Annotated in this window: 15 protein-coding genes, 1 tRNA gene and 3 CRISPR repeat arrays; of the genes, 4 read left to right on the top strand and 12 right to left on the bottom strand. The window is 47.9% G+C overall.

The window, feature by feature from the left end; translation table 11 throughout:
• Nucleotides 1–5 precede the first annotated feature (5 nt).
• The 4 genes from R3D00_19915 (at nucleotide 6) to cas2 (ending at nucleotide 12,360) form a co-directional block, all read left to right on the top strand.
• A complete protein-coding gene (locus R3D00_19915) occupies nucleotides 6–8,786 on the top strand; it encodes a PKD domain-containing protein (protein MEZ4775461.1) in 8,781 nt (2,926 codons plus the stop codon).
• Nucleotides 8,787–8,929: 143 nt separating this feature from the next.
• A complete protein-coding gene (locus R3D00_19910; GenBank protein MEZ4775460.1) occupies nucleotides 8,930–9,337 on the top strand; it encodes a hypothetical protein in 408 nt (135 codons plus the stop codon).
• 72 nt (nucleotides 9,338–9,409) lie between these two features.
• Nucleotides 9,410–10,646: direct repeats of the CRISPR family, unit length 36 nt; unit sequence GTTACAGTCCTCATTCTAATGGACATAGACTTTAAG.
• 425 nt (nucleotides 10,647–11,071) lie between these two features.
• Nucleotides 11,072–12,076 (top strand): CRISPR-associated endonuclease Cas1, encoded by a 1,005-nt coding sequence (gene cas1 / locus R3D00_19905; GenBank protein ID MEZ4775459.1) that lies wholly within the window; start codon nucleotides 11,072–11,074, stop codon nucleotides 12,074–12,076.
• Nucleotides 12,073–12,360 carry a CRISPR-associated endonuclease Cas2 gene (gene cas2, locus R3D00_19900; GenBank protein ID MEZ4775458.1) on the top strand — a complete coding sequence of 96 codons (288 nt, stop codon included), beginning with the start codon at nucleotides 12,073–12,075 and terminating at the stop codon, nucleotides 12,358–12,360. Before cas1 ends, cas2 begins: the two co-directional genes overlap by 4 nt.
• A 17-nt stretch (nucleotides 12,361–12,377) precedes the next feature.
• On the opposite strand, the gene R3D00_19895 is transcribed toward cas2, so the two are convergent.
• From R3D00_19895 to R3D00_19840, 12 genes are all read right to left on the bottom strand, one after another.
• On the bottom strand, nucleotides 12,378–12,716 hold the full coding sequence (locus R3D00_19895; GenBank protein MEZ4775457.1) for a HepT-like ribonuclease domain-containing protein: 339 nt from the start codon (nucleotides 12,714–12,716) through the stop codon (nucleotides 12,378–12,380).
• Complete coding sequence (locus R3D00_19890; protein MEZ4775456.1) at nucleotides 12,709–13,050, bottom strand: nucleotidyltransferase family protein; 342 nt, start codon at nucleotides 13,048–13,050, stop codon at nucleotides 12,709–12,711. The genes R3D00_19895 and R3D00_19890 overlap by 8 nt, the downstream gene beginning before the upstream one ends.
• 70 nt (nucleotides 13,051–13,120) lie before the next feature.
• Nucleotides 13,121–14,158: a reverse transcriptase family protein gene (locus tag R3D00_19885; GenBank protein MEZ4775455.1), complete on the bottom strand. Its 1,038-nt coding sequence runs from the start codon at nucleotides 14,156–14,158 to the stop codon at nucleotides 13,121–13,123.
• Between the two features lie 897 nt (nucleotides 14,159–15,055).
• A CRISPR array of direct repeats spans nucleotides 15,056–16,503; the repeat unit is 36 nt; unit sequence GTTACAGTCCTCATTCTAATGGACATAGACTTTAAG.
• Nucleotides 16,504–16,713: 210 nt separating this feature from the next.
• Nucleotides 16,714–17,460: a hypothetical protein gene (locus R3D00_19880; protein ID MEZ4775454.1), complete on the bottom strand. Its 747-nt coding sequence runs from the start codon at nucleotides 17,458–17,460 to the stop codon at nucleotides 16,714–16,716.
• A gap of 69 nt (nucleotides 17,461–17,529) precedes the next feature.
• Entirely contained in the window at nucleotides 17,530–18,231 is a 702-nt protein-coding gene (locus R3D00_19875; GenBank protein ID MEZ4775453.1) for a hypothetical protein, read from the bottom strand.
• Nucleotides 18,232–18,241: 10 nt separating this feature from the next.
• Nucleotides 18,242–19,558 (bottom strand): type III-A CRISPR-associated RAMP protein Csm5, encoded by a 1,317-nt coding sequence (gene csm5, locus R3D00_19870; protein MEZ4775452.1) that lies wholly within the window; start codon nucleotides 19,556–19,558, stop codon nucleotides 18,242–18,244.
• Entirely contained in the window at nucleotides 19,545–20,636 is a 1,092-nt protein-coding gene (locus R3D00_19865; protein MEZ4775451.1) for a hypothetical protein, read from the bottom strand. The genes csm5 and R3D00_19865 overlap by 14 nt, the downstream gene beginning before the upstream one ends.
• Nucleotides 20,633–21,382 (bottom strand): type III-A CRISPR-associated RAMP protein Csm3, encoded by a 750-nt coding sequence (gene csm3, locus R3D00_19860; GenBank protein MEZ4775450.1) that lies wholly within the window; start codon nucleotides 21,380–21,382, stop codon nucleotides 20,633–20,635. The genes R3D00_19865 and csm3 overlap by 4 nt, the downstream gene beginning before the upstream one ends.
• Before the next feature lie 4 nt (nucleotides 21,383–21,386).
• Nucleotides 21,387–21,860: a type III-A CRISPR-associated protein Csm2 gene (csm2, locus tag R3D00_19855; GenBank protein MEZ4775449.1), complete on the bottom strand. Its 474-nt coding sequence runs from the start codon at nucleotides 21,858–21,860 to the stop codon at nucleotides 21,387–21,389.
• 5 nt (nucleotides 21,861–21,865) lie between these two features.
• Nucleotides 21,866–24,037 carry a type III-A CRISPR-associated protein Cas10/Csm1 gene (gene cas10 / locus R3D00_19850; GenBank protein MEZ4775448.1) on the bottom strand — a complete coding sequence of 724 codons (2,172 nt, stop codon included), beginning with the start codon at nucleotides 24,035–24,037 and terminating at the stop codon, nucleotides 21,866–21,868.
• Between the two features lie 24 nt (nucleotides 24,038–24,061).
• The gene (locus R3D00_19845; protein MEZ4775447.1) at nucleotides 24,062–24,769 is read right to left on the bottom strand and encodes a CRISPR-associated endonuclease Cas6; all 708 of its coding nucleotides are present in this window, start codon (nucleotides 24,767–24,769) and stop codon (nucleotides 24,062–24,064) included.
• Between the two features lie 495 nt (nucleotides 24,770–25,264).
• A CRISPR array of direct repeats spans nucleotides 25,265–26,002; the repeat unit is 36 nt; unit sequence GTTACAGTCCTCATTCTAATGGACATAGACTTTAAG.
• Between the two features lie 641 nt (nucleotides 26,003–26,643).
• Nucleotides 26,644–26,727, bottom strand: a tRNA-Leu gene (locus R3D00_19840).
• Between the last annotated feature and the right edge of the window lie 8 nt (nucleotides 26,728–26,735).

Here is a 26,735-nt window from a genome sequence, read left to right as displayed (position 1 = left end):
TTTGCATGAACGACACGCTACGCCGACGTAACAGGCAGAGTTTGGTGTTGTACTGTTACCATTCGTTCTTTGCTCTTTTGATCCTCTTGTCCTTTTCATCGCTTCAGGCGCAGGTTACTGCTGACTTCACGTCCAATGCGCAGTCTGGCTGTAGTCCGCTTACTGTGCAGTTTACCAATCTGTCTTCCGGTCCCATCACGAGTTATCTGTGGGATTTTGGCAATGGTAATACCTCCAACCTTCCCAATCCCGGCGTCATTTATGTGAACCCTGGAACTTACACCGTGACCCTCACCGTTTCCAACGGTAGTGCAACAGATGTCATGGTTAAAACTGGTTTTATTACCGTTTTTCAGGATCCGGCTGCCAATTTCAGCGTAAACACAAACAGTGGTTGTGCGCCGCTACCGGTCGCTTTTACCGATCAGAGTGTGTTGGGAAATGCACCGATTACCAGTTGGGTCTGGGACTTTGGCGATGGGAATATTTCTACCCTGGCGGCTCCTACGCATACGTATGGTGCGCCGGGCAGTTATGATGTCACTCTGGTAGTCACGGATGCAAATGGCTGCTCGTCCTCGCTGCTTCAGCCCAACCTGATCAACGTATCGACCCCTCCTTCTGTCAATTATACCTGGACGGGGAATACGGGGTGCCAGATACCTTTTTCGGTTACGTTTAATTCAACTGTTGCACCTGCCGGAGCATACACGTACTTGTGGGATTTTGGCGACGGTACAACTTCCACGCAATCCAATCCGGTTCATACTTACACCACAGTTGGGAATTATTCGATTACGCTTACCGCAACGGATCCCAATGGTTGTTCGGATGTATTGATTGATCCGAATGCGATTCAATTGCAATTTCCGGTTGCGGGATTTCTCGCCTCCAATACCAATGCCTGCGCGGGAGAAGGGGTTTCTTTTCTCAATACTTCATCAGGAGCAAGCAGTTATATCTGGGACTTTGGAGATGGTACTGTTGTTACCGGGCCATCACCGGTTCATATTTACAATTCACCCGGAACCTATACCGTAACCCTTTATGCGAGCAACTCTGCCGGCTGTAGCGATACGTTGGTCAGAAATGCATATGTGACGGTTAATCCTTCTCCCACGGCGGTGCTTAGCAGCACAGATCCGACGGGTTGTGAGGTGCCTTTTGTGGTAGATTTTACGGACATTTCAACCGGAAGTCCGGTCGCATGGTTCTGGGATTTTGGAGATGGAACCACGGCCACTGCCCAAAACCCTTCACATGTATATAATGCGCCGGGATTTTACAATGTTACCCTGGCGGTAGAAAATAGTTTTGGTTGTACCGATACGATTGTACAGCCGGCATACGTGCAGATTGTAAGGCCAACGGCCGACTTTGTTGCCGATACAACTTCCGGTTGTATTCCCCTTACCGTAGATTTTCTGGATCTGAGCCTTTCGCCCAATGACACGATCGTCACATGGATCTGGGATTTTGGCGATGGCGGTACCGCCTTTGTGCAGAATCCTTCTCATGTGTACACTGGGGTGGGGCAGTTTACGGTTTCGCTGGTTGTGATCACCCAGGCAGGATGTCGCGATACAGTGACGTATCAGTATATCGAGGCGGGCATTCCTCCGACTGTCAACTTTACTGCAAACCCGCTGATTGTCTGTGCGGGTACGCCTGTGGATTTTATCGACCAGTCCAACCTGGGTACAGCCTGGACGTGGAACTTTGGCGATGGCGGATTTTCCAATCTGCAGAATCCCTCCTATACCTATAGTGACACCGGAACGTTTGACGTTACGCTGATCACCGAATACTTCGGCTGTCGGGATACTTTGACCCAACCAGGCTTGATTTCTGTGCTGGGACCCATCGCAGACTTTATCTTTACCCCGACTACCGGTTGTGATACACCACTGACGGTCAGCTTTTTTGATCAGTCGATTGCGCCTGACAGCTGGTTTTGGGACTTTGGCGACGGGACAACTTCCACGCTTCAGAATCCCACCCATACTTATACCACGCTGGGAACATTTGCGATTTCCCTGGTAGTGGGGAATGTCAATACCGGCTGCGTGGATAATGCAACCCAGACGCTGGATATCTATTCCCCGGCAGCCAGTTTTACTGCGGCCAATACCTCAGGCTGTACAGGTTTGGTTGTGAATTTTACCAACAATTCTGTCAATGCTTCCAGCTACTTATGGAGTTTTGGCGATGGTACTACTTCTACCAATCCTAACCCCTCGCATGCTTACGCTTCGCCCGGTGTGTATGATGTCATGCTGATCGCATCCAACCCCAGCGGTTGTGCGGATACGATGCTGCTTGCCGGACTGGTGAATGTGATTGGGCCCGATGCACTGTTTTCGGTGAGTAGTACTACCGGCTGTGCACCGCTGGCGGTCGCATTTACCGACCTTTCGACTGCAGTTTCGGGTTCGATCGTAGGCTGGCAGTGGAGCTTTGGCGATGGCGGCACTTCTTCTGCTCCCAATCCATTTTATACTTACAACCAACCGGGAAACTACAATGTAACCCTGATCGTCGCTGACAATCAAGGTTGTGCCGACAGTCTTACTATTCCTTCATTTGTCAACCCTACTTACCCTGACGCTTCATTCACTTCTTCAGATACTTTAGCCTGTCCCGGAAGCCTGGTGACTTTCAACAACCTTTCAACCGGGGTGGGAAATACTTACCTGTGGGATTTTGGCGACGGAACGACTTCCTCCGCCATTAACCCGGTACACGTCTTCCCTTCCACCACCGGTTCGTACACAGTTTCGCTGACAGCTACAGATATCAATGGTTGTGTCAGCAATACGATCAAAACCGGTTTTGTGAGTGTGGGCGTTCCTACGGCTGCTTTTTTTGCTGCCCCAACGCAGCAAAACTGTCCGCCGCTTCAGGTGACATTTACCGACCAGTCGAGCGCCAATGTAACATCGTGGCACTGGGACTTTGGCGATGGTACCACTTCCACTTTGCCCAACCCTTCCAAAATTTACAGCCTCCCGGGAACTTTCGATGTAACGCTGATTGTCGGTACTTCTCAGGGATGTACAGATACCCTGGTGATGGCAGATCTGATCGATCTCAGTGGCCCGGGCGGATCATTTACCTTTTCTCCCATATCCGGTTGCAGCCCGCTGGATGTAACATTTACGGCTTCGACAGGCGGTGCGATCAACTGGACCTGGGACTTTGGCGACGGGAATCTCGGTTCGGGGCAGACCGTAACCCATACTTACGCCAATGATACCATTGCATTTCCTGTACTGGTGATCCAGGATACCGCAGGCTGTGTGGTGGCCATTCCCAGCCCTGACAGCGTGATCGTCTATGGCGGGCCCAATCCCATGGCAAGCGTGGATCAGACACAGATTTGTCTTGGGGAAATCCTTTCCTTTACAGATCTGTCTGTTTCTGCCAACCCCATCATCAGCTATTTGTGGGACTTTGGAGATGGCGACAGCGCATTTGTCAAAAATCCCCAGCATATTTATACTAATCCGGGAAATTATGCCGTAAACCTGATTGTAACCAATTCGGATGGATGTACGGACAGTATCGGTATTCCGATCAGTATTACCGTAGGAACTCCGCCAACGGCCAATATCAGCCCTTCTGCGAATCTCGGCTGTGCCCCGTTGGCAGTAGTATTTACGGATAGTTCGACCGGGCCGGCAATCATGACCGGCTGGGTATGGACCTTTGGCGACGGCACGGTCTCCTCCCAACAGAATCCCTCCCATACTTATACTACACCTGGCGTTTATACTGTCAAACTGGTAGCCACAGATGCCAATGGTTGTACCGACAGCACCACCCGGCTGATCACCGTTACGGGTCCGCCAAATGTCGATTTTATCGTATCTTCTTCAAATGGCTGTGCGCCCAAGACCGTACAGTTTAACGACCTGACAACAGCGGCAGTACCCATTCAGTCGTGGTTTTGGGACTTTGGCGATGGATTTACCTCAACTGCGCAAAACCCCATTCATACCTATACTTTCAACGGTACATTTGATGTAAGTCTGACCGTTACGGATATCAATAACTGCGTCAGTACAAACTTAAAACCGGGGCTCATTCATCTAGCCAATCCTGCGGGGAGTTTTGTTTCAGATGCCACGCCGTCATGTCCGCCCGCTGCGGTTAACTTTACGGCTTCGGCCAGTTCTGATACAACCGTTACAAACTGGATCTGGGACTTTGGAGATGGTTTTGGGGCGAATGTGCAAAATCCTTCCCATACCTATCAGACGCCGGGGATATACAATGTAAGCCTGATTATTACGAATGCCTTTGGCTGCAGCGACACGGTCGTACAACCCCAGCATGTGACCATTCACACTCCTCCTTCGGCATCGTTTTCCGTTTCTGATTCATTTTTCTGTGCGCCACAGACCGTGACGATATTGGGCAGCAGTACACCCGGCACAGGACCCATTGCCTCCTATTTCTATACATTTGGCAATGGCGCTACCTCCAACAATGCCAACTCCACGCAGTTGTACAGTACGCCGGGAAGTTATACTGTAAGCCTGATTGTCAGTGATATCAATGGTTGTGCGGATACGGTGACAAAAACCATCATCGCAAATCCGGGCATAACGGCCAACTTTGGCGCTTCGACTACTACCGGCTGTGCGAGTGCGGCAATTACCTTTCTGGATCAGTCCACGGGAACCAATCCGCCGGTTATCTGGCAGTGGGCTTTTGGAGACGGTACAAACGGATTTACCCAGTTTCCGACTCATGTGTATGGCAATACCGGAATTTATTCAGTTTCCTTATATGTAGAGGATCAGAATGGTTGTTCCGATTCAATTGTAAAACCCGCATTTGTGAATCTGACCGCACCGGTGGCCGACTTTCTGCCAGACAGTGCGAATGCCTGCCCCGGGCAGAGCATTAGTTTTACCGATGCTTCGATTCCCGATACGACGATTGTGGCCTGGCTGTGGAACTTTGGCGACGGCACGACCAGTGGCGTGCAGAATCCTTCCCATGCCTATGCCAATCCCGGGATATATACCGTAAGTCTGACAATTACCAATGCCATTGGCTGTCAGCATACCGAAACCAAAATCAATGCAGTGCAGATATGGAATCCGCCTGCGGCAAATTTTCTTATGTCGGACAGTGTCGGTTGCGCACCCCTTACTGTGCAGTTTACCGATACCTCAATGATGGGGGCCACCAATATCATTGGCTTTCAGTGGGCATTTGGGAATGGTGTGACCTTCGGGTTTCCCAACGCGACCCAAACCTACGCGAATCCGGGAAATTATCCCATTTCGCTGATCGTCACGGATGCTTATGGCTGTAAGGATACGGCTGCACGTAACGTCATTGTTCACGGTGTGCCCGTTCCGGATTTCGTTAGCAGCAGCCAGGCAGGGTGTGCCCCCAAATCTATCAACTTCGTCAGTCAGACTACCGGCACGGCCCCGATTGTCAACTGGTTGTGGGAATTTGGTGATGGGGGCACTTCATCGGTGCAATTCCCCAGCCACAACTATACGGCAAATGGATCTTATGACGTAAGCCTGACCGTGGTTGATGCCAATGGTTGTACCGATTCGCTGACCAAACCGCTGTACATTATTTTGGGCGATCCGCCGGTAAGTTTTTCGGTGGACAATCCAACGCCATGTACCGGGGCGACGGTCACCTTTACCGATACATCAGTCCCTGACACAACAGTAGTGAGCTGGCTGTGGAATTTTGGAGACGGCACTACGTCTAACCTCCCTAACCCTTCTCATTCGTACCTGTTACCGGGTGTTTACACGGTCAGTCTCACTACTACCAATATAGAAGGCTGTGTGGGGACTGATACCGTAGCCAATTTTATTCAGGTGAATTCGCCCCCCACTGCGGCATTTATTCCTTCAGATACTGCGGGTTGTTCGCCGCTTCAGGTGGTATTTACCGACGCTTCCAGCGGTTCCGGCGTATTGATCAACGGATGGAACTGGACTTTGGGAAATGGTTCGACTTCTTCATTTCCCAATCCTATCGGGACGTACACCAATCCGGGGAATTATACCGTAAGGCTGATCGTATCGGATATCAACGGCTGTACAGATACAACTTCCCAAAATATCGAAGTATTCGTATCTCCCACGGCCAATTTTGTTCCGCTTTCAACGCTGGCCTGTGTCAACGACCCTGTAGATTTTCTGGATCTTTCGGGCGGGCCCTATCCGATCAGCAACTGGTTGTGGAATTTTGGCGATGGAACCCTTTCGACCACCCAGAGTCCGAGCCATGTATTTACCACAGACAGCCTGTTTACCGTTACCCTGACAGTAGTGGATCAGAATGGATGCGTAGATTCGATGACCTTGTCGGATGTGGTGAAAGTAACGGCGCCTAAAGCCAATTTTTCCCTCAGTAACGTCAATACCTGTCCGGGTACGGTGGTTACTTTCAACGATCTGAGCATTCCCGACACGACGATTATCAGCTGGTTCTGGACATTTGGCGATGGATATACCTCTACGCAACCCAGTCCGACCCATACCTATACTGACTCAGGATATTACAGTGTGAGTCTGACCGTGACCAATATTCTCGGTTGCAGCAATACCTTTACGGCGGTGGATACGGCCCATGTACTTCCTGCGCCGGAGGCCAATTTCCTTTCCACCTTTACCAAAGGCTGTGTACCTTTTGTGATGGGAACCTCCAGTATCAGTATTGGCAACAATACCATTACCCAATATCAGTGGTACAGAGATGGAATTCTCGCATCACAGAGTCAGTCTGCGCCTTTCCAGTTTAACAATGCGGGCAATTACAATATTACGCTGGTGGTGACAAATGAAAATGGCTGTAAAGATACGGCCAGCCAGATCATCGAAGCGTTTGATAAACCCGTGGTAGATTTTCTGGTTTCGGACACCATTGGTTGTTCGCCCGAAATCCTCATTTTCACGGACCTGACCAATCCGGCACCGCCTGCGACATGGTTTTGGGACTTTGGCGACAGCACATTTTCCAATACCCAAAACCCGATTCACACCTACGAAGACGACGGTTATTTTACTGTCAAACTTACCATTACAGACGGCAATGGATGTATCGATAGCATGGTCAAGCCACAGTTGATTTTCCTTCGCACACCGGAGGCAGATTTTGTGGCCGATTATTTGCCCAACTGTCCACCCCTGGACGCGACATTTACTGCGGTGGCGACCAGTCCGTACGGGATTGCGAGCTATTACTGGGACTTTGGCGACGGAGGAAACGCCTATGGAAATCCAGCAGTTTACACCTATGTGGACACCGGAAGTTATGATGTACGCCTCATTGTAACCGATTCGGTGGGATGTAAGAAAGAAGTGCTGAAGCCCGACGCAGTAACTGTCCAGGGGATCGATGTGCCCGACCCAGCGGAGATTCATTATGTTTCTGTAGAAAACAACGAATCCGTTCGGATCGCCTGGGCACCCATAATGGATCCTCGGTTTGATGCCTATGTGGTTTACCGGAGAGACAGCGTCGGAGGGCCCTATATGCCGATTCACACCACATTTTCCCAGTTTGACACCCTGCTGGTGGACATCGGAGCCGGAGTACTCAACACACTGGAACGCTCCTATTGCTATAAAGTAGTGGTGAGAAACTACTGCGGTACAGAGTCCCGGCTAGGCTTTGCCCAGGAGCATTGCACCGTGGAGGCAACGGCCACACCGATACCCGACAGGATCATTGTGGATTGGAACAACTATATCGGCTGGGATCAGGTAGATCACTACGAAATTCACCGCGTAGCCTCTTACAACCCCAACAATACAGAGTTTCTGGATCTGGTTCCGGGTTTTGTTACGGCTTATATCGACTCAGCGACCAGTTGTTTCAACACGTATACGTACCGCATCAAAGCTGTAGGCGTCAATCCGCTGGAAGTATCGTGGAGCGACACCACACAGGCCACCAATCTCAAGTCAGAGCCCAGCGTGGCAACCGAGCTGGTAACCGCTACAGTACTGGGAGACCAGTATGTGCAGGTCGAATGGAAACGATTTATCATGAATGACCTGACGACGGTATTCCTTGAAAAGAGCATCGACGCCGGCCAGAACTGGAATACCGTGGCCTCATTGCCACCGACGGCGACCAGTTATATCGACACAGCGGTGATTGTCCACGAAGAATTTTACACCTACCGGCTGAGGGCGCGGGATAGTTGTGGATTTATCTCTCCATACAGCAATATTGGCACGAGCATACTACTGACAGCAGGATCCAACGGCATTGAAAACGAGCTGAACTGGACCGCATATGACGGCTGGGAAAAAGGTGTGGATTATTACGAAGTGCAGCTATTCCGCCACGGCAGCAATACATGGGTAACGATAGACGTGGTGCCGGGCGACAGAACGAGTTATCTCGATGCCAGCACCTTCGAAGACATCGAAGAATTTTGCTACCGCGTAGTCGCCTACGAATCCGGCGGCAATCAGGCTACGAGTGTGTCCAATACCGACTGTTTGCCCATTGCCCCAGACATCCATGCACCCAACGCCTTTACGCCGAATGCCGACAATACCAACGACTATTTTTATCTGAAAGGCGTGTATATCCGCGAATTTCACATAAAAATCTACAACCGTTGGGGCCAGCAGATCTTTGAAGCCGCCAATATCGACGAAGCGTGGGACGGGAACTTCAACGGACAACCCGTACCTGAGGGCGTGTATGTATTTGTGGTAGAAGCCACCGCCAACAACGGACGGAAGTTTACGAAGAGCGGGTCGGTGACGTTGATACGGTAAATTCCGGGGCTTCGACTGCGCTCAGCCACCGGAATTGCGCCGTCGGCGCGCATCAAAAAACAAACGTCGGTAGGGGCAATCCCTTGTGGTTGCCCCTAATCGGATGGCGATTGCGCCAATCAATATGGGGCAACCACAAGGGATTGCGCCATCCAATCGGGCAACCACAAGGGATTGCCCCTACCAAAATGGCGATTACGCCAATCAATATGGGGCAACCACAAGGGATTGCCCCTACCAAAATGGCGATTACGCCAATCAATATCGGGCAACCACAAGGGATTGCCCCTACCAAAATGGCGATTACGCCAATCAATATGGGGCAACCACAAGGGATTGCGCCAATCTCTTTGTCATTTGTCATTCCTTGTTTGTCATTTCCCAATTCTCCACGCCGTCGGCGCGCCAATGTGACCGGGGCTTCGACTGCGCTCAGCCACCGGAACCGCGCCACCGCGCGCATCAAAATACAAACGTCGGTAGGGGCAATCCCATGTGATTGCCCCAATCGGATGGCGATTGCGCCAATCAATATGGGGCAACCAAAATAAACAGGGCAACCAAAATAAACGGTGCAACCCCAACGGATTGCGCTAAATCAAGGCAACCACAAGGGATTGCCCCAACCAGTCCTCATTCTAATGGACATAGACTTTAAGGCAGATCGTTGACAAACTTAAGCGCGCGGGAGATCGGTTACAGTCCTCATTCTAATGGACATAGACTTTAAGTTTTACTGATGAAGAGTTCGCCATGAGTCTCGCCGTTACAGTCCTCATTCTAATGGACATAGACTTTAAGCTGCTCAATGGAACTTTGCGCCATGTTCAAGCCACGGTTACAGTCCTCATTCTAATGGACATACACTTTAAGGACTCACCTCTAAGGTTTCATGCCGGACTCGCAGCGTTACAGTCCTCATTCTAATGGACATAGACTTTAAGCGTTAAAGTTTTCCTCGGCATACCAGTGCCGAGTTGTTACAGTCCTCATTCTAATGGACATAGACTTTAAGCAGCCAAGGTAAACAGTGAGTCAGGAAAGCTCTCGTTACAGTCCTCATTCTAATGGACATAGACTTTAAGGTCCCCGCTGGGTGGGGACATCGATTTCGGTGACAGTTACAGTCCTCATTCTAATGGACATAGACTTTAAGTGGGCTGGGGGCATTTGTACACCGCCCTACAGTAGTTACAGTCCTCATTCTAATGGACATAGACTTTAAGACTTTAATTTATTAACTAAATTTTAATTTTACAGAGTTACAGTCCTCATTCTAATGGACATAGACTTTAAGCTTGAGAGGGGTTGGTATGAAATTTCAGAAATGTTACAGTCCTCATTCTAATGGACATAGACTTTAAGAATAATTGCAAAAAGTTCGTGGATCTTAGGTGGATGTTACAGTCCTCATTCTAATGGACATAGACTTTAAGGTCTTTTACATTGTTCAACCTTTTTATTCATTCAGTTACAGTCCTCATTCTAATGGACATAGACTTTAAGCAACAATATTGGATTGAAAATGGTTAGCGTTGCTGGTTACAGTCCTCATTCTAATGGACATAGACTTTAAGAAAAAAAGTTTTAGGTTTGTTGTTATTCATTGTGGGTTACAGTCCTCATTCTAATGGACATAGACTTTAAGTTTCAAATCGCAGCAGATAAAGTAATCTTGAGCGGAGTTACAGTCCTCATTCTAATGGACATAGACTTTAAGCCTAGAGTCCCAAATTGATGGGGCCCGTAACACGTTACAGTCCTCATTCTAATGGACATAGACTTTAAGGGCCATGTTCGCTTTTTTCCTCGTGCGACTATGTAGTTACAGTCCTCATTCTAATGGACATAGACTTTAAGAGCTAATTTTGCATAATTGGCTGATAGTCAGGTGCTAACACTGTTACGAAAAACCCCGAAAAAAGGCCGTTTTTGGAAAAACATGTGACTTTTGCTTTTTTCATAAATTTTTTGTATAACGTTTTTCTACTGACTTCTGTTTCCAGGTTTTTTTCCCCGGTAATAGTATGCTTATTCAGCTTCTTAAAACTATTTCAATATAGAAGGTTTTTCCGGGATTACCAAATTTCTGCTACTGAAAATCAAAGTTATTTTTTTCTGATGGAATATTTATTGGCCAAACTTTTTTCAGGCACTTGCGTTTATTATCAAAAGGTTTTTTGACCTTCGTTCTTTCTGACAGGGAATACTGAAAGTGTGCTTTAAAAGGTACACTACTGACACTCGTATGGATTATCGTTTTTTCACAACTAACGCTTTCAGTTATGCACCTTGTCATCAACTCTTATGGTTGCAGCCTTTCCAAATCCAAAGGCCGCTTTTGCATCCGATCCGAATCGGGCGAGACCTTCGTTTCTCCTGAAAAAGTGACGGCCATCACGCTGTCCAATGCCTGTTCTCTCACTACTGATGCGGTCATGCTCGCGCTTGAGCACGATATCCCCATCGTACTTCTCACCCGAACCGGCAAACCTGTAGGCCGATTCTGGAGCCAGTATTTTGGTTCTATCCCCACCATCCGCCGCAATCAACTGATCTGGTCATCTGCTCCCGAAGGTGCTGACTGGGTTGTGCACCAACTCATCCAAAAGGCTCAGTTGCAAATTGTCCATCTCCAAAAACTGGCCGACCTCCGCCCCAAAAACAGCCGGGAGCTCAAAGCTTGCTGCCAGTATATCGAATCCCAGATAGAAAAACTCAGCGAACTGTCAGGCAAACCCATTGCCGAAATTGCCGCAACCCTCCGCGGAGTAGAAGGATCGGTCTCTCGTGTCTATTTTACCCGAATCTCTGACTGCCTGCCACCCCGCTACCAGTTTGAAGGCAGGTCGCGCCGCCCGGCGATGGATCGGTTTAATGCCACCCTCAACTATTTCTATGGCATGCTCTACAACCTCGTGGAGACGGCCATCATCGCCGCCGGACTGGATCCTGCGCTGCCCGTGCTGCACCGCGACGCGTATCACAAACCTTCGTTTGCCTACGATTTTATAGAACCATTCCGCCCCTGGGCAGATGAAATCGCTTCCAGTCTTTGCTTGCAGAAAAAACTCAAATCCCTGCATTTCCAGCCCAAAGACGCCGGAGAATGGCTCAGCGACAATGGCCGTGCCCTGGCAGTAGAGGTCTTCGATGTTTTTATGGATGAAAAACCGGGAAAATCGCGGGGCGAACTGCCCCCCCGAAAACAAATTTTTTCCGACGCTTCGTCCCTGGCTCAGTCGCTGCTGAAGTATTCTACTTTACCACCTGAACCTGTTGCTGCATGACGGTACTCGTTACCTACGATATCCGAAAGGATAAACTGCGCACCAAAATGGCAGACAGCCTGCTGGAAATCGGGTTTACCCGGGTCCAGAAGTCGGTCTATCTCGCCCGTATCAAAAAGAAAACCCTCGCCAAATGGCTCCAAAAATATGAGCCGAAACTCGAAACAGATGATAAACTTTATATCATCAACCTTTCCGAGTCCCGGCTCCGGCAAATGTATGCCTGGGGTTTTGACCAGAATATGGATATGATCCTCAGTCGAACCAAAACCCTCGTGATCTGACTCCCGTCAGCTCGCTTTTAGCTTTCTATAATTTGTTGGATATTTGTTTTGAGTAGGGGGACATACTGTTGAATAATTTGCCAGACTTCTTCTGCGTCTATTCCAAAATAATCATGTGCAATCATATTTCGGAATCCCTTAATTTTCTGCCATTCGATATGGGGATTGGCTTTAGTGATTTCTTCGCTAAGGCGGGCAATGGATTCTCCGATAATTACGAAATTCATGAGTGTAGCGTCGAAAGTGCGGATGTCGCTATAAAAATTCTCAGCATTTGATATAGCCGATGTGAACGCCTGAATCTTATTGACAGAATCCAGAATTGCCGCAAGATTTCCCCTATCTTTTTCAGACATAAAGTGCTTCTTTAAGTATCTGATCCCGGAAATAGGATTTGATATATTTTTCCCGACACAAATCTATTTCACGTTGAAAAATTTGTTGCAAAAAATCTTTTATCATGCGTTTTTTTTCAAAAAGGCCGGGAGTATTGGGTTCAAATTCGACCAGCAGGTCAATATCACTTTTGAGTGTTTGTTCTCCTCGCGCAAAGGAGCCAAACAAACCCAGTCGTGTGACCTGAAATTCGTGATTCAGGAAATTTCGGTACGTCTTTAGTCCCATTAACACATCTTCCCGCGTGTTTACCGCGATTGGAATTAATTTAGCCGGTCTTTCGGAAGTTTTCACAAAAAATTATTTAACCTAATTTAGACTACGAAGCGGGAATTTCCAATGTTTCCGTCTGAAAAAATTCCCGTCAGCTCGCTTTTGCGTAAGGGATTTTGTAGAGTTCCTTCATCAGTGCCAGAAAGGAATCGTGTTGCCTCCCCCTGACAAATCCCACAAAATTGATTTGCCCTATAATCGATCTGCGGAGTTTTTCGGCAGGAAACTGCTGGAAAATGCTGCGGGTGAATCGTTTGTCCGATCCCAGCATCTGTAAAATCTCCATATCAGAGCGAATCCCCTCGATATAATCCTCTGCGATATCGGGAAACTCTGGCAAAAGGCGCAGGCCAGTGACGATGGGGGGATCTGACTTTTTGTACAGGTTTACCTTCTCTTCATTGGGTTCAAATCCACATTCCCTGATAATCTCAAAAATCGCTGCGATATCATTGGGATAAATCTTTTTGCCGGAGGACAACGTGAGATCGTCAGAAAAGCGCGTGTATTTCCAGCCGCGTTTGTCCGCGTATTCCTGCAATTTGGCATCCATTTCGAGGCAGGCGAAATTGGAGATAATGGGTGAAGACGGTGCGCCCATCGGCAGGCGTTTGCGGAACGTGGTGAGCCGTGCGAGGGTGCGGGCGGCTTTCGGTTTGAACCGGAAAGGAGACCCCAGGAAGATATTTTCCACCTTGGCGCTGGTGATAGTATGGAAAAAGTCTTTGAGGTCGAGATTCAGCACATGTGACTGCCCGAGGTGTTTGCAGGCATTGGTGTAGATATTGCGGGCTTCGGTATCGTCTTTGGCTGTGATGATAAAACCAAAGGCGCAATCAGGCCGGAGGCCGTGATAGACACATTGGAGGATATGATTGATCCGGGTCTGGATGTCTTTCAGCTCTTCGCGGGGCGTTTCGATGAGTCGGGAACCCCCTTCACGTTTGGGCATACGGAAGGAATAATAGTCAGAGGAAGCAGAATCAACAATGCGGAGCAGACTTTTCCTACCTTCCTGGAGGAATGCTGCGAGGTCGCGCTGGCGTTTGAGTTTGCAGAATGCGTGGGAGATCTGTCCGATCTGCCGCGAACGCATCTTTACGGAGTAAGGGAAATACAGAGCGTACATAAAAGAGCGATTTTAGGTTGGTTTTCTCTTTTCTTTACGCGATAGGTCAATAATCCGGATACTTTTTTTCAACGAAAATGCGGGAACGGTAAAATATTTATGTTAAACTGTGATAACTCGCTACCGCGCGGTTTTGTGTCGAACTCCCTTCCGCCTGGCCGTCCCTCTTCCGCCAGTCGAACCCCCTTCCGCCAGTCGAACCCCCTTCCGCCAGTCGTCCCCCTTGGAATGGGGGACTGGCGGGATTATGTTTGCCGGAGGCATAAAACCGGTGGGTGAGGCTCACCTGGAGGTATCTTCGACTCGAACCCACCGGAATTGCGCCGTCGGCGCGCATCGTGTCGAACCCCCTTCCGCCAGTCGTCCCCCTTGGAATGGGGGACTGGCGGGATTATGTTTGCCGGAGGCATAAAAACCGGTGGGTGAGGCTCTCGAACCCACCGGAATTGCGCCGTAGCGCGCGTCGTGTCGAACCCCCTTCCGCCAGTCGTCCCCCTTGGAATGGGGGACTGGCGGGATTATGTTTGCCGGAGGCATAAAACCCGGTGGGTGAGGCTCTCGAACCCACCGGAACTGCGCCGCATGGCGCAACCCCTTAAGCGCGGGGTTGAAACCGCCGCGCTATTGATATACCAAAATGTAATGGGGCGCAGCCAAACCGCGAAGCGGTGAAATTATTATAGCCTACGGCAGCTCATTTTTAATTTTCCCCCATCATAACGCGCCGCATGGCGCATAAAAAAACAAACGTCGGTAGGGGCAATCCCATGTGATTGCCCCAATCGGATGGCGATTGCCCCAATCAATATGGGGCAACCAAAATAAACAGGGCAACCAAAATAAACGGTGCAACCCCAACGGATTGCGCTAAAACAGGGCAACCACAAGGGATTGCCCCAACCAGTCCTCATTCTAATGGACATAGACTTTAAGTCTGACCCAATTTGGTCTGTCGTCGCCATACGGTCTGTTACAGTCCTCATTCTAATGGACATAGACTTTAAGTTAACCAGCTGAAATTTCTCGAGATTTTCACAGTAAGTTACAGTCCTCATTCTAATGGACATAGACTTTAAGAGTTTTGTACAGGAATGTGACCCAACAAGTTGGGTGTTACAGTCCTCATTCTAATGGACATAGACTTTAAGAAGTTCCGGCCGCCCCCCCCGTACCGCTGGAAGAGTTACAGTCCTCATTCTAATGGACATAGACTTTAAGACCATTGGTGAGCAAATGGAGAAGATTGATTCCGGTTACAGTCCTCATTCTAATGGACATAGACTTTAAGTTTGCGGCAGGAGCAGGGGCGTTTGGAGCTTATGTTACAGTCCTCATTCTAATGGACATAGACTTTAAGGAGATGCAGGGAATGTGCCTGATGAGCGGCGAACGTTACAGTCCTCATTCTAATGGACATAGACTTTAAGTGATACAGACAACTCCCCAGTTCGGGCATCATTTGTTACAGTCCTCATTCTAATGGACATAGACTTTAAGGTTTTAGAGGCGGCTTCCGATCAGCGCCGGGGTTAGTTACAGTCCTCATTCTAATGGACATAGACTTTAAGCCAGACCACCACGGGCGGACGCGACGTCTGTGACGCGTTACAGTCCTCATTCTAATGGACATAGACTTTAAGTAAGTCCCTGGCTTCTACATAACATAATGCAAGGTTACAGTCCTCATTCTAATGGACATAGACTTTAAGTTTTACCGAATTCTTAAACCATTCAGAAATGAACGTTACAGTCCTCATTCTAATGGACATAGACTTTAAGAGTTCAAGATAGGAGATTCTCTTTTTGTGCCGACAGTTACAGTCCTCATTCTAATGGACATAGACTTTAAGTTAGTGGTGCTGGGAAGTCGAGTCTTTGTGATGACGGTTACAGTCCTCATTCTAATGGACATAGACTTTAAGAAGAGATACAGTGATGCTCCCTGGAGATACGATCGTTACAGTCCTCATTCTAATGGACATAGACTTTAAGGCATCGGAGGGCAGGTAGTTACCGCCGCAACCCGTTACAGTCCTCATTCTAATGGACATAGACTTTAAGATTTAGATTTTTTATTGGATGCATTATGCATTGAATGTTACAGTCCTCATTCTAATGGACATAGACTTTAAGCGGTATGCCTCCTCATCAGATGACAATCAAGTTCAGTTACAGTCCTCATTCTAATGGACATAGACTTTAAGACTCCAGTCGCTACGAAATGATCCCGCCTCCGCCGTTACAGTCCTCATTCTAATGGACATAGACTTTAAGTTAAACCGAAACTCATGAATAATTCTAAGTCTTTTGTTACAGTCCTCATTCTAATGGACATAGACTTTAAGAGCTAATTTTGCATAATCGACTGATAGTCAGCGGCTAACACTGTTACGAAAAACCCCGAAAAAAGGCCGTTTTTGGAAAAACATGTGACTTTTGCTTTTTTCATAAATTTTTTGTATATGCAGGTGGTTGACTGCTACAATTATGCCGGTTGATTTGCGCTTAAATTCTATTTCAATATGGTTATTTATCCTGAAAAATGCAAATTTCAATCACTTGTTATTTGTCTTATTTTCACTGCCGGGCAATGCCCGCAGTTTCAGCAGATTCATCATATTGCCGTAAATCTGGGAAGGGAAATTGGCCGACCCCGCCAGCTCGTGCTGCTGCATGATCTGAGGGTTGAGGTGTTTGCCCCCAAAATAAAAAAAGGCGACGCCGCTCCCGGCGGCTGTTTGCAGATATTCTTCCACCAGACTCAACGCTGTGTCAAAATGACCGCTGCCGTTATCCACAAACACAAGGTCATACGTTTCGACAGATACCTTTGCTCCCGCCGCCAATGTCACAGGGGAGAGGTTCTGCCGGGCAAATTTTCCGAGCACTTTACCCGCCGGCGAGCCGTGGTCAAAGTCGCTCCCAAAACTCAATACCAGTATCCGGGTATTTTGTAACAGCAAATATTCGCGCTCCTGCCCGGCGGCAATGGCCCGGATGAGTTCGCGTTTTTCCTCGATGATGGTGGCGATTTTTTGTTCAACCTGTGATTGCGCGTATTTTTTGGCCCAGAGGTACAACCCGCCATAACCACCCAGGAAGGCGACAACCGCCACCACAGCACCGATCCAAAAATTCTGACGCTGCCTTTCTGCTTCCTCAGCGACTTTTTCTTCGATGGTTTTTTCGAGGGAGATAACCTCTTCCAGCGCCGCGACGCGGGCATTAAGCAGGCTGTCCTGGGCGTGGAGGGAGTGGGGGAAGAGGAGAATGATGAAAAAAATGAATGGGTGTAACCTCATAAGTTTTGTTGAAAAGAAAATAGCCACGAATGATACGAATGCACACGAATATTCCACACAGTTCTGGCATTAAATCCGGTAATCTTTCACAAACTGCAGCATCTCCCGGATACGTGCATGTAGCGCAAACAGGGAATTTGCGGCATGGGCTTTGGCTCGGTAGCGGTTTAGAAGGTATAGTTCTTCTCCTAAATGGATAAAGTGAATAGGGATATTCTCCATACATTCAGATATCTCTTCCAGGTACAGTTGCTGCGATTCATCTAATTCGCCGCGATCACTCCATGTCCTCACCGGACCGAGAAATCGATTATCAAAGACGATCAGATCATATCCTTCTACTGAATCAAAATCACGGGCAATACAATAGTCTTCCGGTCTTAAGACATATCCCAATGGATCAAAAAAATTCATTTTCATGTATTTCAACGCTCCCTGGTCGTGTGCGATTACCCGTATTCTGAAGGATATTTCAACATGCCGGAGTGAATGGTGGGATATTATCACAGGATCGTTACCTTTTGCAGCCAGGTCTGTGAGTTTTAAAATTCTTTCCCTAACCTGGTTTGCATTTCGCCGGGCTTCATCCCCGCTCATTAAACCCATAACCTGACTTTTTTTCAAATCCAGATACTCCGCTTCGATTGTGATAACCATGTTTTGCAACTCGCTGGAATCGCCCACAGCCATGTTGAGTTTTTCCAGTGCGTCGTCCAGCTCATTCAGCCGGACATTTTCTTTTACAGATTGTAGTAACTGCTCTTTTTTCATCCTTCGGGGGTTATAACAATTCGAGTTTTACCCAGCCCATCGGCAGATTTTTGTAGGTGGTGACGGTGCGGGTGACGGGGAAAAATTCTTTTCTGGGGTTGACATTGAACAAAACTTCCCGATATCGCAGAAAGGCTTCTTCGCCGTCTTCGTGCAAATCTTCGGCGTAGTTCATCATTGCGAGCAGCAGGGAGTTATCAAATACAGTTTTGCCCAGTCCCAGGCGTATAAAGATTTCGCCTTTTTCAGACCGGTCGGAAAGGTCGCGGTAAAATCGAAGCAGGGCATTTCTTGCATGTGTATCGGGCATATCAGTGGCAGATTCCAGATTGTAGATTTCGTTTTCGATACAATCTGCCGAGAAGTCATGAATGATTTCCAGCAGGCGATTGGCGGAATCCGATTTCAGGTAGTGTAAGGTTTTATTAAAAATTTTATCGGGCAATAGATTGAGTCGAAATTCTGCTGTTCCTCCAATATCTATACATTCTCTGGGTTGGGGAATCTGGCTTTGATCTGCTCTGCTGCGGGCTTTTTCGTCCAGTGGGTTCATTCGTATTCGCTCTGCCTGGTAAACTGTCAGCGCCTGGGCGTCAAAAAAGCTGCTGTCGCTTACCTGTATCTGCTGGCTGTCAGGTCCACGCTCTTTTTGGTGAATATTTCCAAATAGCTTATCCTCTTTGAGAATTTCTCTGTCCAGGATTCTTATTTGCCTGCTGAAAGCTTTTCCCAGTTCCTTCATTTTCTGGAAATCTGCGTCAGAAAGTCTTCGTTCAGTTTTTTTGCGGAGTTCGAGTTCTTTCTTCTCAGCAATTAAATGATACGCTTTCTCCATTTCTTTGTATGCGCTTCTCATTACTTCCTCCCCTTCAGTGGTTTTATCCAGCCAGTCGTATAAAATAGCAGTGCGAATGGCGCCTTTGAGGCTGCTGCCGGGGATATATAGTTTTCCGGCAGATTTGATCACTGACTGGATCTGTTGTCGTTTGTTGCGTTCCAGACCGTAACTTTTGACCGTTTCCCGTGTGATAGATTCTACTGATCCCCCCATCTGCCTGCTTACAAAATCGCTAAAGTCAAATTCTGAGCGGGTTTTGTTTAATATCCCGCTGCGCAATTCTTCAATAAAGGCTGTGCGGAGTTCCAGATTATTACCCAGCAACGCCTCCAGTTTTTGTTTGTCGATATAATGCAGTTGTGTTCCGTCATGGCTTACCACATAGTCGGCGTAAGGTGATAACACGTGTGCCTTGTCCGCACCTATGGAAACAGGCGACTCCGTAGTGAGGCGGATGTTAAAACTGACAATTTGTTCACTGGTGTTCATACTTCACGGGTATTGAAAGGGTTTTTCCGTTTCGCGTTATGTTTCCTTTTTTTTCGGGAGATACATTTTGCAGTGATCCACTGACGGGACCTTTGTGCATGCTGCCTTCGGCAATCATGCGCACCTGCCGCCGGTGGGTTTCTTTGTCTTCGTCTCCGCCCAGTGAACCGCCACCGCGAATGATAAACTGGTAGTATTCAAAAACATCAAACTCGCGCTGACTGGCAGGTATGGACAGGGAAAGGTTACATGCCCATTCGTCAGCCGTGATCGCTCCTATTGCCAGGGGAAAGTCTGATTCCCTGATTCCCTCAAACAATCCCGTACCCGTCGATCGGTCGCCGCCGATTCCTTCATCGGGCAGGATATGAATAGCAGCTTCTATATATTTTTTCACCTTCGCGTCGCAGGTGTTGGCTATGTCCAGCAAAAAGTAAAAATGGGTCTGCCAGCCGGAACTGAGTTGCATTAGCTGGAGATTGGTCTGGGTATAATAGGCGCTTTCCTGTCCGGGCTGATGTACGCTTACTTTAGGGTAGGAGATCATGTCCACAGGCTTATAGCCTCCCAATACCTGGCTATTCTTATTATAAAAGGCTCTCTTATTTTCCCTTGCTGCTTCTGACTGGGTGAATGAGTCTGTGTATTTTCGTAGTTGTAACTGATTGAGTTCCTCCCATGTAACCGCATATGTTTCTCCCAGAAGTGGCAAACCCAGCAGATCGGCAGGTTTTTGCATTTGTTGCCATACGCCGGTAGAGAGGTAGCGGATGTTTCTCACCCTGGGAGCAAATTCGCCACTGAGCAACTCATAACCCGCTGGTCGTGGCAGAAAAAATATTGTAGCTGTTTCATCCCGGTTGCTCAAGCAGTGAAAGGCGGAGGACAGGCGAATATGGTCATTTTCAAATGCTTCCACACAGGCATCTGCCGCTTGTTTTCCGTACATCATCGCGCAGGTATTGATGAGTGAGGAAAAAAGGGTGTCAGAATGGATAAAATCCAAGGTCTGTTCCAGATCGCTGACGCCGAGGCGAAACTGGTTAAACGGGCTACACTTCAGTATAATGGCCTTCATGAGGTTTTCGCTTTTTTTCCAAGAAAATCGGCTTCAACCACTTTCCGGGAGTTATTGGCTTCGTAATCTTCGACGGTACGCTCCGAAAGTTCGACATCCACAAATTCGATAGCGCCGTATCCACGGCTTCCCTGTCCGCCGAGGTAGTCTTCTTCGAGGATTCGCATGGCGCGGCGGATATGCTTAATGTGTGCATCTTTTTTTCCGTCGTCATAGACGTTGTAGATCATCACAAAGTCAAAATCTGCCCCTGCGGGCACACGCTCCAACTGGCGGGGATGTTCGGCGGTTCCGGTGCGGCGGTTGATGGTGTTTTCCCATTTTTCCTCAGTGTATTCGTCTGTGAGGTCGGCTTCTGAGAATGTTTTTTCAAAACCATAAGTATCCAGAAAAGCATCGCGCACAAGAAGCCGTGTAGGTACTTCGGTTTCGTTTTCGGCATCTCCGGGGAATCCGAAGATTTCAGAAATATAAATGGCTTCGGGAGACATATCGTGAATTCCCGGAGCGCCTTTCAATTGTTTGGCACTTACTGCGATGGAACCTACTTCTCTTGCGAGCAGGGTGCGCAGTTTGCCTTTAAGCGAACTTCCGGGTATAAAAGGCACTTTCCCGATGGCCGTCTTGATAACGTTAAGGTCAATGCCGCCAATGTCGAGGGCTGCTTTGGATCCGCCGATATGGAGTCCGGTTACTGCGCGTATTTTACCGGTGATAAATAGTTTTCCTGTGAATTTTGGGGCCATGGGATTAAAATTTATTGGCATTAAACTTTTCGTTGTATTTGTGGTAGGCGACGAGCATTTTGAAAAATTCTTTGAAATTTTCCAGTGTTTTCTCGTCTCTGACTCCTCGAATCAGACGGGTGAGGGTTTCTGTAAGCCCTTTAAAGACCTTATTGGAATCATTTCTGCCCGCGAGATACACCAGATCAATTTCCAGTTTCCATACATCCTTAGGTTCATCCTGTTTGATCGCCTTGTTGAAAAGGATTCGCAACTGATGGGTAGTTACTTTATTGTTTTTATCCTTTACAAGAAAGTGAGTATAATTTTTAACATGATCGGCGAGTGTCTGGTAATCTTTCTCTGGCTCATGTAATACCAGTTGAGTGGTAAAAACCTTTGTGTCGTAATCGTTATCACGATTGTTGTGATTGTTGCGTCGGTCGCGATTTTGATTTGGTTTTTGTTGCCCCCGGTTTTGATTTCTTTTGTCTTCCATATTCACTAGTTTTGATTGGAGTCAATATTTCGGGTTAAAAATTCTGCCATACGTGCACCCACGGCGATTAAGCCAGGGTTTATAGCTGCTTTTGGGTGTTGCAAATGTTCTTTCAGCCATCTTTCATATTTCTGGATAATGTCTTTTTTCACTACTTCGAGATTTTCTTTTTTTGTATCGCGCAGGTAATAGTTGAGCCGCCAGAAACGTGAGAGATCGAGGCTGCGGCGCTGGCGGATGACTCTGTTGATTTTTTCAAATCCGCGCATGCTGTTGCGCACTTTGGTGATGATGGCGCGCGATTCGGGGTTTTCTTCTTTCGTGACCAGTTCGCGCAGGGTATCGCTGATGGCGCGGGCTTCCTTAAACTCCGCCCATTTCAGCGGCTGGCCAAATACACAGATATTGTCCCGTTCAATTTTGGCTTCTTCCAGGGCTTCGCTGGCCAGTTGGGCAAAGCGGCTGACGGGAAACTTCGAGTCCACCATGACCACTCCGGCAGAAATCGTCCGGGTACCTTTGGTAAACTTCCGGAAGGCATCGTGCATCTTCCACGCAAATTCGATCACCATATCCCATGCACCCACGACAAAAAAGTCGTCGCCTCCGGAGTACAAGACATAGAGATTGTCGCTCAGTTTTTCACCATTAACCTCCTGACTGAGAATCGTATGCAGGTGGCCCTCAAAAAACCACTTCATGGCGCGGGAAAGAGCCATATTCTGCAGGAGTGTACGCCCATGAGCGGTAAAAGATTTTCCGAGATTGTCCACATCCATTTTCAGAATGCCGAGTTTGGCGGTTCCTGTCCGCTTTTTGGCAAACAGGCTGAGGTAGGCAAATTCGATCAACCTATCTGCTTTGGGCGGTTGCCGGTCCTCCTCATCGCGGGCGAGTTCGCGGATATAGGTATTGATTTCTTCCTGGTAAAAATTGATCAGTCCGGGCGTCCATACAGGCAGTTGATTGATCGCAAACAGGAAGGGCTGTTGCTGATAGTTTTCATTGATTTTGTGAAAAAATGACCATTTTTTTTCTCCGTTTCCGGAAAACGAAATCTTTCGGTTGGCTACGGAAAAGGGCGCGGGGAAGGTATATGTTTTTGAACCGGTATCTTTGGTAATGGTCTGGGTTGCACGAGAGATCCCGTTGGTCTGAGGCAAAATCGAAATTCCTTCCAGATTTTTCAATTGTCCCGTAATTTCCTTATAATTTTCCGCTTCCACTTTTCTCCGATCGGTCTGGCTGATGGGTTTTAGGGGGGTAAATAACTTCTTGTAATCTATCCCTTTGTGATAGCGAAGCCTCTCTTCGCTGATCTGGTCGGCGACTTTTTGCCAGGTTTGGGAAATAGAACGTGTGAGATTCTCCAGGGGAATTTCTTCTGCTGCAACAAATATCCTGAGTTTTTCGGGGACGGGCATAAAGTCCGGATCGGATTTCGCTTCCAGTTCCAGAAGGTGTTCGCTCATATCTTTCCGGAATTGCCCGATATCATCTTTTGCGCTCGTCGGCGCCAGGATATAAAAATTTCCCCCACCTTCGTAGAGGAGGTTGGCGGGACTGAGATCGAGCTTTTCGAGGAGATAGTCCACATACATGCGGGTAAGCATCTGCACGCGAAAGGAGCGGCCTTTGAGCGAACGCGCTGCGCCGTCAGACACCACATCGAAGATAAAATCCTGAATCCCAGAGAGGTCACCCTTGATGAGCAGGGCAGATTCAGCATCCTGATCTGCGCTCAGACAAACCGCTACTGCGGCAGTCAACCGTGCTTGGTCATAGAGACTGGCCTCTGAATGATCGACTGGTACGGTCGCAAGGTGATAATGAGCCAGAGAGAGGATTTGTTCTGCCTGCCCGTAGACTGATTCGTTTGGTTTGATTTTGTCCAGGCTTTTGACAAAATCTTCGATGAGTTTTGCTGCGCTTTCCCCGGCTTCTTCAGAGGGGAACAGGTATCTTTCTTCCAGTGATAGGGTAGTGGAGGGAATGTAGAAATTGCCTTTTTCCGACCCAAACGCAAAAGACGAGAGAATGCGGTTATCGGCTTCACTTTTCCGCTGGCTACCGGTAAAGGATGCAGCTTTACCGACAGTCGAATCTACTTTCACTGAGTCAGGCTTTACCGAATGCAGGAAAGCGTTTTTGTAAATATGTAGGAGTTCTTTATCCATAGGTTATAAAAGCCGGAATAGTGATTAAAAATTTCTGTGTCTTTCTTCACGCTGTTTGCGGCGGCGGATGTTTCCAAACCCCGTACTCGCTCCTTTACCCAGACCGATTCCATCGGGAAGCAGGACGTTCGTCTGGAAGGCAAAATTGAAAAGCACGGGTTCAAAACCCTTAAACTCCCGTGTGCGTATGGGGTACATTTCGGTGATTTCGAGCTGGATTTTTTGTTCGATACTCCAGCGAATGCCTTTGGCAAAGCTGATAATATGCGCGACAAGCTTCGGCTCCAGGAACTGAATGATTTCCATTAGTCCTTGCAGAGACTGATATTCGCGGTAGTTTTTCTGGTTGAGCGGTTGCCAGTCATAAAGCTGGTAGGTATAAATCATTTCTTCACCAATGCCAATGGGATATTTGCGCAACACAAGTTCTTCCACCTGCATGGGGCGCAACACGCCATTCATTTCCATATCCCAGACGAGGTTATCAAAAAACATACGGGCAGCTTCCACGCCTTGTCCGATGCAGACGATTTGGGGCTGATTGCCCCTGCGTTTGTATTGAATGAGCGGGTATCGGTAGTGAAATTTATGTTCACTTTCCGAGTTGTCATGATTGTGAAACCACTCGTTTTCCAACCCCACCCGATGTGCAAAAGCGCCGCGGAAGGCAGGAAGATCTTGTGGCCCGATAATCGTATCGAACAAAACATTCAGCACATGGATATGATCCATAAATCAATTAATCAGAAGCCGGATAAAATACATTGCAGCCAACAATTGTAATCTATGCACTTTGCCGCATTTTTCATAGACCGCCACCGAAAATTGTATAAAAAAACTCTGGAAATGTCGGGCATCGTGTCTACCGATGTTTCGGTCCTCCGGACCTATTGCCTTCGGCAAGAATGACAGGATATCAATCATCGGTATGCAAAAAGCATAGCCCCGGTAGGGGCGAAGCGTCGGTAGCCCGAAAGGCGCCCCCCCCCAAAATTTCCCTCCAAAGGCGCGCGCCGTCGGCGCCAATGTGCCCGGGGCTTCGACTGCGCTCAGCCGCCGGTCAATGTCGCGTCGAAGCGCACCCCAAAAAACAAACGTCGGTAGGGGCAATCCCTTGTGGTTGCCCCTACCAGGAAGGCGAATGCCCCAATCGATATGGGGCAACCAAAATAAACAGGGCAACCACAACGGATTGCGCTAAAACAGGGCAACCACAAGGGATTGCCCCAACCAGTCCTCATTCTAATGGACATAGACTTTAAGCTTTGCGCTTTTTTTGAAAATGTTGCCAATGTTCGTTACAGTCCTCATTCTAATGGACATAGACTTTAAGATGAAATGCCCGACCAGATTGCACTTAGCAAGCGTTACAGTCCTCATTCTAATGGACATAGACTTTAAGGTCGGTTATGTTGAGTGTCCTGTTTGTCGCAAGGATGTTACAGTCCTCATTCTAATGGACATAGACTTTAAGAATCGGTCGTGGAGCCCCAATTACTATGGGGATCGTTACAGTCCTCATTCTAATGGACATAGACTTTAAGTTATTCCATTACAGGTTTATTCCTGGAATAAGAGGTTACAGTCCTCATTCTAATGGACATAGACTTTAAGCTTCAACGCGCTGGACATCGGAAGTCAGTACCCGTTACAGTCCTCATTCTAATGGACATAGACTTTAAGTTGATATCGAAGAAGTGAAAATCAAAAATGCGAAAGGTTACAGTCCTCATTCTAATGGACATAGACTTTAAGTAAATACGCGAACGGTTCAGTGAAAGATTGCTCCCGTTACAGTCCTCATTCTAATGGACATAGACTTTAAGTTCTGAACACAAAAACGAGAAGGGATGGACATTTGTTACAGTCCTCATTCTAATGGACATAGACTTTAAGTTTTAACCTTAATCTTGCTGTTTTCTTTTGCCTGTTACAGTCCTCATTCTAATGGACATAGACTTTAAGAGCTAATTTTGTATAGTTGACTGATAGCCAGCGGCTAACACTGTTACGAAAAACCCCGAAAAAAGGCCCTTTTTGGAAAAACATGTGACTTTTGCTTTTGTCATATTTTTTTTGTATGTGAGTGTTTGGGGCTTGTCCTCGTTATATTGGATGTTTCCAATCATTCACTATTTCAAGGTAGAGCCTTTTTCCGGTAAAAGCAAATTTTTGTGTTTTCGCAAGGTTGGTATTTTTGTGGATGAGGTCACAAAACCCGGTGGTTGAGCGGAGCCGAAACCACCGGAAATGCGCCGTCGGCGCGCCAATGTGCCCGGGGCTTCGAGAGCCTCAGCCGCCGGTCAGCGATGCGCCGCAGCGCGCATCAAAAAACAAACGTCGGTAGGGGCAATCCCTTGTGGTTGCCCCCCTATTGATTGGCGCAATCGCCATTTTTGTAGGGCAACCACAAGGGATTGCGCCATCCAATCGGGCAACCACAAGGGATTGCGCCATCCGATAGGGGCAACCACAAGGGATTGCGCCATCCAATCGGGCAACCACAAGGGATTGCGCCATCCAATCGGGGCAACCACAAGGGATTGCCCCTACGTGGCGGTACCCCTACAACAAAAAAAAGTCTCTGAATCTCAGAGACTTTTTCGTACCCAGGGCCGGAATCGAACCGGCACGGGTTTAACCCCAATGGTGTTTGAGACCATCGCGTCTACCAGTTCCGCCACCTGGGCTTTTAATA

This window comes from Bacteroidia bacterium (genome assembly GCA_041391665.1).
Classification (GTDB): Bacteria; Bacteroidota; Bacteroidia; order J057; family J057; genus JAGQVA01.
Note: the sequence above shows the minus strand (reverse complement) of the source record. Positions and strands in the feature narration are given on the sequence as shown.